General features: G+C 58.0%; 10 protein-coding genes. 2 read left to right on the top strand and 8 right to left on the bottom strand.

Translation table 11 applies throughout. The features are described 5' to 3' along the window. Positions 1 to 19: 19 nt before the first annotated feature. The 4 genes from SIC17_RS00170 to SIC17_RS00155 form a co-directional block, all read right to left on the bottom strand. Positions 20 to 481, bottom strand: coding sequence for a DUF6702 family protein (locus tag SIC17_RS00170; RefSeq protein WP_291895322.1), 462 nt, complete (start codon positions 479 to 481; stop codon positions 20 to 22). A gap of 49 nt (positions 482 to 530) precedes the next feature. Next, positions 531 to 2,939: a M1 family metallopeptidase gene (locus SIC17_RS00165; protein WP_291895320.1), complete on the bottom strand. Its 2,409-nt coding sequence runs from the start codon at positions 2,937 to 2,939 to the stop codon at positions 531 to 533. 105 nt (positions 2,940 to 3,044) lie between these two features. After that, positions 3,045 to 4,388, bottom strand: coding sequence for a hypothetical protein (locus SIC17_RS00160; protein ID WP_412546016.1), 1,344 nt, complete (start codon positions 4,386 to 4,388; stop codon positions 3,045 to 3,047). A 47-nt stretch (positions 4,389 to 4,435) separates the two neighbouring features. Continuing rightward, positions 4,436 to 5,200, bottom strand: coding sequence for a hypothetical protein (locus SIC17_RS00155; protein ID WP_412546015.1), 765 nt, complete (start codon positions 5,198 to 5,200; stop codon positions 4,436 to 4,438). Between the two features lie 259 nt (positions 5,201 to 5,459). Between SIC17_RS00155 and SIC17_RS00150 the strand changes: the two genes are divergently transcribed. Continuing rightward, entirely contained in the window at positions 5,460 to 7,118 is a 1,659-nt protein-coding gene (locus SIC17_RS00150; RefSeq protein ID WP_412546014.1) for an AMP-binding protein, read from the top strand. Between the two features lie 67 nt (positions 7,119 to 7,185). Here SIC17_RS00150 and SIC17_RS00145 read toward each other — a convergent pair whose 3' ends face one another. Continuing rightward, a complete protein-coding gene (locus tag SIC17_RS00145; RefSeq protein ID WP_291895311.1) occupies positions 7,186 to 7,875 on the bottom strand; it encodes a polymer-forming cytoskeletal protein in 690 nt (229 codons plus the stop codon). Positions 7,876 to 7,973: 98 nt separating this feature from the next. After that, entirely contained in the window at positions 7,974 to 9,374 is a 1,401-nt protein-coding gene (lpdA, locus tag SIC17_RS00140; protein WP_412546013.1) for a dihydrolipoyl dehydrogenase, read from the bottom strand. A gap of 135 nt (positions 9,375 to 9,509) precedes the next feature. Between lpdA and SIC17_RS00135 the strand changes: the two genes are divergently transcribed. Beyond that, positions 9,510 to 10,430: a haloalkane dehalogenase gene (locus SIC17_RS00135; protein ID WP_412546012.1), complete on the top strand. Its 921-nt coding sequence runs from the start codon at positions 9,510 to 9,512 to the stop codon at positions 10,428 to 10,430. Here the strand turns inward: SIC17_RS00135 and SIC17_RS00130 are convergent. Together SIC17_RS00130 and SIC17_RS00125 are read right to left on the bottom strand one after the other, a co-directional pair. Then, entirely contained in the window at positions 10,427 to 10,798 is a 372-nt protein-coding gene (locus tag SIC17_RS00130) for a cupin domain-containing protein (protein WP_291895304.1), read from the bottom strand. The two genes, SIC17_RS00135 and SIC17_RS00130, sit on opposite strands and share 4 nt — an antisense overlap. A gap of 51 nt (positions 10,799 to 10,849) precedes the next feature. Then, positions 10,850 to 11,632 (bottom strand): acyl-CoA thioesterase, encoded by a 783-nt coding sequence (locus SIC17_RS00125; RefSeq protein ID WP_291895301.1) that lies wholly within the window; start codon positions 11,630 to 11,632, stop codon positions 10,850 to 10,852. Between the last annotated feature and the right edge of the window lie 8 nt (positions 11,633 to 11,640).

Here is an 11,640-nt window from a genome sequence, read left to right as displayed (position 1 = left end):
CAATCCCGGTGTCGGGACGTTATTGCGTGAAGCGGACGCGGATCGGATCGCGTCGGCCAGGCCCCTGCATCGCGGTGCGAACATCAGAGTTGAAACGGAAATTGGTCATCATGACCTGGTCCTCGAACGCGTTCGAGAGAATGTCATTATCGACCACAAAGCTGGACGTATCTTCTGGCGCCGAAGCGGTGAAATAGATCCAGGCGAACTCGCCGTCCAGCTCGGCGCCAACATAGGTCAGCTCAAGCAGCCGGCCGTCTCCCTCAGCCACGCGAAACTCCGCGCGTACAAGTTGCTCGATCTGCGCAAGGCCGGATTGTGAGGAGAGGAGTTCGGTCTCATCCAGTTCCAGGTTTCCCAGCGCCTCAAGAAGGTCGTGGGCGTAGACCCGGTGGATGATTTCCATTTCGCCGGTGCGTTCATTGACCGCGATCTCGGTCGCGCCGGCTTTCATGCGGTGAGCCTGAACAGGAGCCGTCACGAGGACGGCTCCTGCCATTACTGCGAGTATCAGTCGAAGCTTGCTCATCTTACTCCGAACGCGTGCGGACGCTGTCGCGGCTCACGCGGCGGTCCATATCGCTCATCATGTTGGAGCGGGAGCCCTGACCGGAACGGTAAAGCTCCAGCCGGGTCGGCTCAATGCGCGGCGGATAATGGTTATCCGAACGATCAGCATCAGCGGTCTCGTGCAGCGGGTCCAGCTCGACGGAAACGACCTCCTGATCGGTGATGTAGGACCAGGTGATGTTCGCCGGGTTGTAACGCCAGACTTCGGCCGGGATGCGAACGAGCTCGGTGTTTCCGTTTGCAAAGGTGAATTCCAGGATGACCGGCATGACCAGGCCGCCCTGGTTTGACAGCTCGATGTAATAGATACGATCGCCGCTATCTAGGATGTCACGCTCATAATCTTCCAGACCGTCGCGGAAACGCTCATAGGCTTCACGCTCGCGATTGGTCACCGTGTGAACATCACGCGAGGAATAGAAGTCGACGACTTCCGGATTGTCCTCGGCGTAGAAGCGAATGCCTTCAGCCATATTGTAGGCCTGGGTCCGGCTTTCGCCACGCGCTTCATCGGCAGCACGATCCAGTGCGTTCTCGATTTCCGGATTTTCGGTGTTGAACATTCCCTCGGTGACGTTGTCGATGGAGATATCGACATGGTCGGTGGAGTAGAACCAGCCACGCCAGAACCAGTCGAGATCCATACCGGAAACCTCTTCCATCGTGCGGAAGAAATCATACGGCGTCGGACGCTTGAAACGCCAGCGACGGGAATAGGTGCGGAAGGCCTCGTCAAACAGCTCGCGGCCCATGATCGTCTCGCGCAGGATGTTCAGCGCAACGGTTGGCTTGCCATAGGCATTCCAGCCAAACTGACGGATCGAGTCAGACTGCGTCATGATCGGCATCTGATTGGACGACGTCATATAGGTCACTGCGGAGTGCGGATCGCCGCGACGCATCACCCAGTCTTCTTCCCACTGGCGCTCGGCCTGGTATTCGAGGAAGGAGTTCAGGCCTTCATCCATCCAGGTCCACTGGCGCTCGTCGGAATTGACGACCATCGGGAAATAGATGTGGCCAATCTCGTGGATAATCACACCGATCAGGCCGTTACGGGCACGACGAGAATAGGTCATGTTGCCATCACTATCCACGGTCGGACGACCATAGGTGCCACCATTGAAGGTGATCATCGGGTATTCCATACCGCCAACCGGACCGGCAACGGACTGCGCCGTCGGGTACGGATACGGGAACGCAAAATCGTTGTAGACGTTCAGCGTATGCTCAACAGCCCGTGTGGAGAAAGTGGACCAGAGCGGCTCGCTCTCGTTCGGATAAAAGGACATCGCCATAACGAGATCAGGGGCATCGCCCTCACCGTCCTGCTCGATCCCCTGAGCGTCCCAGATAAACTTGCGGGATGCCGCGAAAGCGAAATCGCGGACATTGGCCGCGGCAAACTCCCAAGTCGCCTCGGACCGTGTACCACGGCGTTCATTGGCGCGGGCCTCGGCAGGCGTCACGATGAAGACCGGCTCATCTGCGGTGCGGGCCTCGGCGAGACGCTCACGCTGCGCCTGGGTCAGAACCTCTTCGCCATTGGTCAGTTCACCCGTGGCAGCAACGATGAAGTCCTGCGGCACGGTGATGGAGACATTATAGTCGCCAAATTCCAGGCCGAATTCACCGGCACCCAGGAAGACCTTGTTGTGCCAGCCTTCATAGTCGGAAAAGACAGCAGCACGCGGAAACCACTGAGCAACCTGGAAAATGCAGTCCGCGCCCGTATCCTCAGTCTCCTCAAAACACTCCTTGCCGGCCCGTCCGCCAATACGAAGCGCCTCGACAAGGCGATAATTCCACTCGATCGTGAAAGTGACGCTGTCGCCGGTTTCCAGGACATCATCCAGATCGATACGCATAAGCGTGTCGACGATAGTGAAATCCATCGGCTCGCCATTCGCATCCGTGACTGCGGTGACGTTGAAACCGTAGCCATTCTCTTCGATCATCTGGCGGCGACGCATGGAATACGCGGAAACACCATCCGGAGCGCCATTTCCAGCCGTGGCCGTGACATTCGCCATGCTGTCGGGACGGAAACGGTTCTGGTCCAGCAGGAACCAGAGGAAGTCCAGCGTGTCCGGAGCATTGTTCGTATAGGTGACGGTCTCGGTCGCCGTCAGGACATCCGTGCGCTCGTTCAGGTGAACATCGATGTCGTAATCGACATCCTGCTGCCAGTAGTCCGGACCCGGCGCGCCGGTGGCACGGCGTTCGCGGTTCGGAGACGGCCAATCCTCGTCTTCGAGCTGACGGAAGGCATCCCGCCAATCGCTGGATGTCTGTCGGATTGGCTGGGCATCCGCGAGACTGAAGCTCGCGACGGATGCAGCCAATGCAATAAGTGAAAGTGTACGCATTTCCCCTCGCCTCGTTTCTAGAGCAGGCTAGTTCCCTCGGCGGCGGAGCGTATAGGGTCAGTCAGGCGGGCACCAGCCCACCTGACTGAAATGTCATGATTGAAATTATGCCGGGTCTGGCTCGGCTTCAATTTCCGGTTCCGGGTCACGGCGCGGCGGCTCGGAGCGTTGGGATGTCTCGTCCTGATTATTGTTACCAAAGGACAGCATCCAGGCGCCAAGACCTGCGGCCCAGGTCAGGAACGCGACCGGGATTCCAATGGCGCCAACTTGCGAAAGAGCAAAGAGCGCGACCAGTACCAACAACAAGGACAGTGATCGCATCGCCAAACCCAATCCGCGTTCCGCGTGGCTGCGATTGAAGATGAGGTCTCCAATCACGATCCCACCGAATGCAAAACCAAGCAGCATTACCCAGGGATAAAGCGGCCAGACCAAAAGTATGAGCGGAATACCGATAATTGTTATCGCCAGAAGTACCGTCAACATCACCATTGCAACGATCGACATCGGAATAGCGACAAAACCGAGCACCATGGAAGCGATCGGACGAGACCGGAAGGTCCGCGCAATCTTGCCGACACCGCGTGGGGTCAGGAGCACTGCAAACACCCCGAGAAGGAATGAAAGCCCGTAGAATGTCGCTCCGAAAAACTTCTCAGGAGAGCCCATTAGTCTGACTGGACCGTCGATTTGGAAATCGACCTTGTTCCAGTGACGGGCTCCAAAATTGAACCCTTCTTCTTCGTAGGAATAATCCGGAACGACCGCACCCGCTTCGATCACGGGCTCGGACGGGCCACGAACCCGCAACGGCGCCGAGAACTCCGCACCAGCGGCGACGCGTACGTCTTCAGCAAGAATCTCGACTTCATCGAGGAAACGGCCCGAGAGCACAACTTCCTCGGCTTCGATCGAGATTCGGCCTTCAAAGCGCCCATCCATATGGACTTCAGCACCGATTATCTCCGCTTTGCCTGCGATCGAGCTCGCATCCGTCAGGCGGATGTAACCGCCAGCAATATGGGCGTCATCACCTACTGTGGATCCTATTTCCACACTGCCACCAGCTGCATTCAGCTCCCCGTGCACCGGGCCGCTGATCTGCAGGCTGCCACCGCCGACATTGATCGTTTCGCGGATTTCGGCTGTGACTTCGATATCGCCGCCAGCCAGGTCCACATCGCCCATGACCAGACCATGAAGCTCCAGATCACCACCGAAGACCTCGAGATTACCGTTCACCGTAGCGTCGATCTCGCCATCACCGGAGATGGCGAAGATATCGCCGTCAATCTCTCCATTGATGCGCATCTGACCGCCGAAGAAGTGCACATCGTCGCTGGAGCCATTGATGTTCAGGTCGCCGCCAATAACCTGGGCGCCGGCTGAAGATCCCAACGTCAGGACGGCCAGCCCCCCGGCCGTCAGTATATGTCTAATATTCATGCGTCTCGCTCCCTGTGCCCCCCGGCAGACAGGTTTTCGAATTGAATTCAGTCGATCAGGTCGTCGCAATCGACGCCATCACGCGGAATATAGGAAATGTTTGATCGTCCCCGAACATCCGACGAATCAGGCTCGTTTTCAGCCCAGACCGTCAGGCTTTCGCCTACCGAGGCGCCACGTTCAAACTCGATCGTGATGCCGCACACTTCTCCACCGCCACGCAACTCGCCAGAGATAACGATCAGGCCGTGCTCCGGATCGTTCCTGCGACGACGGCGAATTTCCTTGGCAGCCACCAGCTCGACTTCTCCGTCGACGGTGCTGCGAATAATCATGTGGTCCGCTTGCGCGTTGAGGTCACGCCCGATCGACGCTTCGATCAGCATGTCCCCCGCCGCAAAGGAACCGTCCCGGCCCACCTGGCCGGCCACAAAGAGATCACCCGCAGCGATCTCGACATCTTCTTCGCCAATGCCGTCAAAATTGACGTCGCCACCGGCGATGGCCACATCGTTCGACACGCGGCCGCTGAAATCCACGTCACCTGCAGCGATGGACACGCCGCCGCCGACCTGCAGGTCGTCTGCCGTGACATCACCGCTGACCAGATTCAGATCGCCGCCGAGCTGTCCGCGCAGATCAATATCACCGCCGATTCGGCTGAAATCGCCGATGCGGTCCAAAACAAGATATCCATCACGTCGCACTTCCGGATTGAAGCTTTTGCTATCGTCGTCGCCAACAACGATGACGCAACCGGAAAGAAGGGTCGCTCCCAGCATTGACGCGGTTGCGATCAGGGCCTTACGCATTTGAATCTCCTAAGTTCGCAGTCGCTACTGCGATGTTTTAGACGCTCCCCAGCATTCATTGGGAACTTACATTATCGAAAAACGATATCAAGAAATTTTTTGATAAACGATAAATATTTAATGTTTACCGAGATAATGCGCTTTAGTCCACAAACTGGAATGGCACTCAGCTCTTCCCTCCCCGCCGGTTCGCAGTAATATCCAGCAATCAAAAGTGTGCCGCTAAAACATTAGAATGGCGGACTTCCGGGAGGATTGAATGGCGGTTGATTCTGCCGCTGGTGAACCGATTGCGACGGCAATCGAGCAACCGGCCGACAAGATTTACGAGGGTGACAAGTTCGACGAGAACCGCATCCGCAAGTCAATATTCGAAGGCCTGCTGCAATCACGCGGCCGTTACGGTGGCAAGAAGGTTGCCGCGATCGACGCGGATGGACGCGAGCTCAGCTACAACGAACTGATTCAGGCTGCATTTGCTCTCGGTCATGCTCTCAAGGCGGGCACTGAAAAGGGCGAAGCCGTCGCGATCCTGCTGCCAACCGGGGTTGGTGCAATCGTATCTATCTTCGCAGTCTCCGCCTATGGCCGTGTGCCGGCTATGCTGAACTTCACTGCGGGCGAGGCGGCGATTAAGTCCGCTTGCATAGCCAGCAAATGCAAACGCATCGTGACAGCGCACCGCTTCATTGAACTCGGCGAATTGCAGGCGCTCGAAGAGTCGCTGGCGGCTGACCATGAGATGATCTATCTCGAGGATGTCCGTGAGAATCTGAGCATCAAGGACAAGATTGCGGCTGCAGTTGGAACGATCGCGCCCTGGGCGGTCCGCGCATGGCCTGATCCTGATGACGCAGCAGTCTACCTCTTCACATCCGGTACCGAGGGGCAGCCGAAGGGCGTGGTGCTCAGCCACGCCAATCTGCTGGCCAATGTTGAACAGGTCCGTGATCACATCACGCTTCTGCCAACAGATGTGCTTTTCAACCCGATGCCGACCTTCCACAGTTTCGGCCTGACGGGCGGGGTTCTGTTACCAATCAACCTGGGCATACCGGCGATCTGTCACCCGACGCCGCTGCAGGCAAAGACCATCGTCAAACGGGTTGCCGAAACAGGCGCAACGATCCTGTTCGCCACTGACACCTTCATCAATCAATACGCCCGCGCGGCCGACAAGAAGGATTTGTCCAGCCTGCGCATGGCGGTGTGCGGTGCCGAGCGCGTCAAGGACGAGACCCGCACCATGCTCAAGGACAAGTTCGAGGTCGATATTGTTGAAGGCTATGGCCTGACCGAAGCGGCCCCGGTGCTTGCCGTGAACCAGCCCGACGCGAACAAACCTGGCACCGTTGGTCGCCTCCTGCCTGGCGCCAAGGCAAAGCTGATTCCCGTCAATGGAATTGATGATGGCGGACAGCTTCACATCTCAGGGCCCAATATCATGCGTGGCTATATCCGCCCGTCAGCGCCCCTGGTTCTGGAAGAACCGGCGGACGGCTGGCACGACACGGGTGATATCGTGGCGATCGATGACGAGGGCTTTCTCAGAATCCGCGGCCGGGTCAAACGCTTTGCCAAGCTTGGTGGGGAAATGGTCTCTCTCGCTGTTGTCGAAAATTGCGCAACATCGCTTTGGCCCGACAGCATGCATGCAGCAGCTGCGATCCCGGACAAGCGCAAGGGAGAGCAAATCATTCTGCTGACCACCTACAAGAATGCCGGGCGCGCTGATTTTGTGGCCTTCGCGAAGAATCATGGCGTGACCGAGCTCGCAGTGCCCAAGAAGATCGTGATTGTCGACGAGATCCCTGTTCTTGGAACCGGCAAGACCAATTACGGCCGTGTCCAGGCCATGGTGAACGAGGCGATGGCCGAACCACCGGTCACAGCCGTCGAGCCCGAGCCAGTGCAGTAGCGCTTGAAAGATGCAGACACAAAAAGGCCCGGACAATCCGGGCCTTTTCTTTTGATGTTGTCAGTTCCTAGCCGTGGCGACTGAAACGTTCGTGTTCGAATTTCTCGCAATCGCGTCCGTCGAGATCAATGAACTCCGCGCCGGACGGCAAGCGATCCGGCCGGCTGTCCGAGACAAAGAGAAAATCGCCCTCGAAACGCGCGGCGCTGGTGATTTCGATCTCGGTTGAACAAATGGCTCCACCACCCAGAAATTCACCCGCCAGCGTCAGGTCACCGCTCTTGCGGTTCCCATGCCCCTCAAATTCGAAGCCCTGGAGAAAACGACCGCGAATCGTGGCGCGAGAGGCCGCGATCTCGACCGGGCCGCGCATTTCACCATCCAGACGCAGTCGTGCCGCGGCAATTTCCGTATGGCCTTCGATGATCGCATCGACATGCGCAGTGGCAGCAGCGATTTCGGCATCACCCGCGACAGTTCCGTTGAACCGAAGACGTGCTCCGGCAGCTGAGAGATTGCCGCCGACGTCGGCGTTGGAACGCACTGTGGCACCCGCCACGTCCAGATCGCCATCAATATCACCGTCAGCACGCACGATCATGCCGGCAAACTCGGCATCTCCGGTTACATCGACATTGCGTGAGGAAACCAGTCCGGCAGATTCAACGGAACGGTGCTCATCCGGACCATAGCTGGAATAGGTGCAGGCTGATACGGCCAGGGCCGAAACCGTGATTATCGCCAGATTGCGCAACATGATGTCCTCCGCAGGGTGTGCTTTCAGACCCTATGATGCATGCGGAGACGATTTTGCATGCAGGGAATGTTCCTGAACACATCCCCTGCCCCGAACTCCTACATGTGGATGACCTTGTCATAGGCGTCGAGGACGCTTTCGTGCATCATTTCCGACAAGGTCGGGTGCGGGAAGACAGTGTGCATGAGGTCTTCCTCGGTCGTTTCCAGCTGACGCGCAACGACATAACCCTGGATCATCTCGGTGACTTCCGCACCGATCATGTGAGCGCCCAGGAGTTCGCCGGTTTTCTTGTCGAAAATCGTCTTCACCAAGCCCTGGTCGTCACCCAGCGCGATAGCCTTGCCGTTACCCACAAAGGGGAACCGACCAACCTTAATGTCGTAGCCGGCTTCCTTAGCCTTGGCCTCGGTGAGACCGACCGAAGCGACCTGCGGGTGGCAATACGTACATCCTGGGATATTCGACGTCTCGAAGGCGTGAACATCGAGGCCGGCGATCTTCTCAACACAGACCACACCTTCGTGAGACGCCTTGTGGGCCAGCCAGGGCGGCCCGGCGACATCACCGATGGCATAGAGGCCTTTTACATTGGTGCGTCCGAAACCATCATTGACGATATGGCCACGGTCGACCTTGGCACCCAGCGCTTCAAGGCCGAGCTTCTCGACATTGCCGACAATGCCGATCGCCAGGATGACTTTCTCGACCTCGACAATCTGGACCTTGCCCTTGGCGTCCTTGACGTGAACCTTGACGGTCTTGGGGCCCTTGTCGAGCTTTTCGACCTGGGCTCCTGTCATCAGATTCATGCCCTGTTTCTTGAAAGCCTTCGCAGCGAGCTTGGAAATTTCCTCATCCTCGACCGGCAGGACACGATCCATCATTTCGACAACAGTTACATCCGCGCCCATCGTCTTGTAGAAACTCGCGAACTCGATCCCGATCGCGCCCGAACCGATGACCAGCAGAGATTTCGGCATCTCCTTGGGCACCATGGCTTCACGATAGGTCCAGATCTTGTCACCGTCCGGCTCAAGTCCTGCTGCCGGCACGGTGCGCGCCCGGGCTCCCGTGGCCAGGATGACGTGTTTGGCAGAGTAGGACTTGCCGGCCACAACGACGTTCGGAGCCACGCCGCCCTTGCTCAGCTTGGCCTCACCCTCGATCACGTCGACCTTGTTCTTTTTCAGAAGCATGCCGATCCCGCTCGAGAGGCGGTTGGCAACACCGCGCGAGCGTTTGACGATTGCCTCGATGTCGTAACTGATCTTCTCTGCCTTTAGACCGAAATCAGACGCGTGCTGCATGAGATGATAGACCTCGGAGGTCCGCAACAGGGCCTTGGTCGGGATACAGCCCCAGTTCAGACAGATACCACCCAAATGCTCCCGCTCGACGACGGCCGCCTTCATGCCCAGCTGGGCTGCCCGGATCGCGGCGACATAGCCGCCGGGACCACCACCGATAACGATAACATCATAAGCTGTTGCAGGCATGGGCGTGACTTTCTTCGCGTGTGAACGAATTTGCGGAATTCGATTTTTCTCCTAGCAGCGAACCCGGTTCGGATCAATGCTGGCGAGGCCCGCGGACGGGGATTACTCTGACGCGCGATAAACGGGAGGAAAATTATGGTCGATACAGTACTTAAAGCGCTCCGCACCGATGATGATCGTTTTGCGGATCTGCCTGACTGGCCCTATGCACCAAACTATGTGGATGAGCTGCCTGGATATGAAGGCCTTCGCGTACACTATGTGGATGAAGGACCGAAATCGGACGCACCCGTCTTCCTGTGTCTGCACGGCGAGCCCAGCTGGTCATTCCTCTACAGGAAGATGATCCCGGTCTTCCTTGAAGCCGGTGCCCGCGTGATTGCGCCTGATTTTCTCGGTTTCGGGCGCTCCGACAAGCCGGTCCAAGACGCTGACTACACATTCCATTTCCACCGCAACATGCTCAAGGCCTTTCTCGAGCGCATGGACATCCAGGATGTCTGCCTGGTCTGCCAGGACTGGGGTGGGCTTCTGGGGCTGACCATCCCCAAGGACTATCCGGATCGCTTTACACGCCTGCTGGTGATGAATACCGGGCTGGGTGTCGGACGCCCTGCCGGGGACGGTTTTGACGCCTGGCGCAATTACGTCGCCACGACACCCAATTTCGACGTCGGTGGCTTGATGGCGCGCGCGACACCTGTTCTGAACGAGGCCGAAGTCGCGGCCTATAACGCTCCCTTCCCGTCGGATGATTACAAGGCTGGCGTCCGCCGTTTCCCCATGCTGGTACAGACCTCCCCGGAAATGGAAGGTGTGAACACAGGACTGGCCGCTGCGAAATTCTGGAAGCAAGACTGGCAGGGCGAGAGTTTCATGGCGATCGGGATGCAGGACCCTGTGTTGGGCCCACCAGCCATGCGATCACTCCAACGCCTGATCAGGAATTGTCCGGAACCGATGGAAATTGCTGACGGCGGTCACTTTGTCCAGGAATGGGGTGAACCCATTGCCCGGGCCGCCGTAGAGCGCTTTGGTCTGGACCAAAAGCCCTAGATATCCTCGATGGTCTGGGTCAGGTCACTGTCGGGATTATCCCCGGTGTTCGTGACCCCGGCCTTTTCGAACAGCATGATGTGGACTTCCTCGGTCTTGGCGACCGGGCGATGACGGATTCCCTTGGGGATCACACAGAGCTCACCGGGTCCAAGAATGACCGGGTCCTGTCCCTCGATCTCGATTTCCAGCAAACCACGCGAAATGAAGAACATCTCGTCTTCATCATCATGTTTGTGCCAGTCGAAATGACCTTCGGCCTTGGCCAGCTTGATGTCGTAATTGTCCACCGTGGCGATGCGCTTGGGTGACCACGGCGCTTCGAACTGGCTGTGTTTTTCGTTCAGGGAAATGGACTTCACGGTCATCGGCGATCTCCAGTAGCGGGCACGCACTAGAGGTAGAGAGAGTCGCCCGCCCTAGGCCAGTGGGGGCGCCGTTGTTGGATTGCCCTCGTCATCCAGGGCGACCATAACGTACTCTGCCTCACCGACCAGACGCCGCTCGGCCGTCATCAGGTTTTCCGCTTCCGCCCGCACGCCAACACGCAGTGAAGAGCGTCCAACCTCACGGACTTCTGCAACGACATCAAGCATTTCGCCTTCCTGGGTGGGGGCGATGAAATCGATCTTGTCGGACGCCGCCATGCCGATCTCACAGCGGGCATGCCGTGACGCGGCGATATAGGCAGCCTTGCCCATGATCGACATCGCCCCGCCACCAAACAGCTGGCCCAGATGATTGGTATCGCCAGGGAAGACCAGGCGCAGCGTCCGCGCAGACCCGACCGGTGATGGCGCAAATTCGGGCTTGGCATCGGGGGCTGGAGGCAGGCGTTCCGGATTGGTCTTTCGGTCTGCCGCGACCATGGTGAAGGCACCACGCGTACAGATGCGCCGCTCGCCTGTGCGCAGGTCTTCTGCTGCAAGCTCCACGTCCACGACGAGTGAAGACCGACCTACAAGACGCACCTGGCCGGACAATTCGATCATATTGCCGACATAGGCCGGATTGCGGAAATCGATACGGTCGCAGGATGCCGTTACAAACGGCCGGCGGGCGTGACGGGCGGAGACCAGGAAAGCCACCTTGTCCATCACCGCCATCGCCGCACCACCAAAATACGTACCCTGATGATTGGTCTGTTCCGGGAACACCAGATCGGTATGGCGAATCTCGGCAAGTTGGGAGGTGATGGGCATGATGATCT

The sequence above is a fragment of the Maricaulis sp. MIT060901 genome, assembly GCF_047123815.1.
Taxonomy (GTDB): Bacteria; Pseudomonadota; Alphaproteobacteria; order Caulobacterales; family Maricaulaceae; genus Maricaulis.
This window is presented reverse-complemented; position numbering and strand designations above follow the sequence as displayed.

Coding starts and splice junctions, on each gene's coding strand:
- SIC17_RS00165 (WP_291895320.1), bottom strand. CDS start 2,939: ATGCGTACACTTTCACTTATTGCATTGGCTGCATCCGTCGCGAGCTTC.
- SIC17_RS00160 (WP_412546016.1), bottom strand. CDS start 4,388: ATGAATATTAGACATATACTGACGGCCGGGGGGCTGGCCGTCCTGACG.
- SIC17_RS00155 (WP_412546015.1), bottom strand. CDS start 5,200: ATGCGTAAGGCCCTGATCGCAACCGCGTCAATGCTGGGAGCGACCCTT.
- SIC17_RS00150 (WP_412546014.1), top strand. CDS start 5,460: ATGGCGGTTGATTCTGCCGCTGGTGAACCGATTGCGACGGCAATCGAG.
- SIC17_RS00145 (WP_291895311.1), bottom strand. CDS start 7,875: ATGTTGCGCAATCTGGCGATAATCACGGTTTCGGCCCTGGCCGTATCA.
- lpdA (WP_412546013.1), bottom strand. CDS start 9,374: ATGCCTGCAACAGCTTATGATGTTATCGTTATCGGTGGTGGTCCCGGC.
- SIC17_RS00135 (WP_412546012.1), top strand. CDS start 9,510: ATGGTCGATACAGTACTTAAAGCGCTCCGCACCGATGATGATCGTTTT.
- SIC17_RS00130 (WP_291895304.1), bottom strand. CDS start 10,798: ATGACCGTGAAGTCCATTTCCCTGAACGAAAAACACAGCCAGTTCGAA.
- SIC17_RS00125 (WP_291895301.1), bottom strand. CDS start 11,632: ATGCCCATCACCTCCCAACTTGCCGAGATTCGCCATACCGATCTGGTG.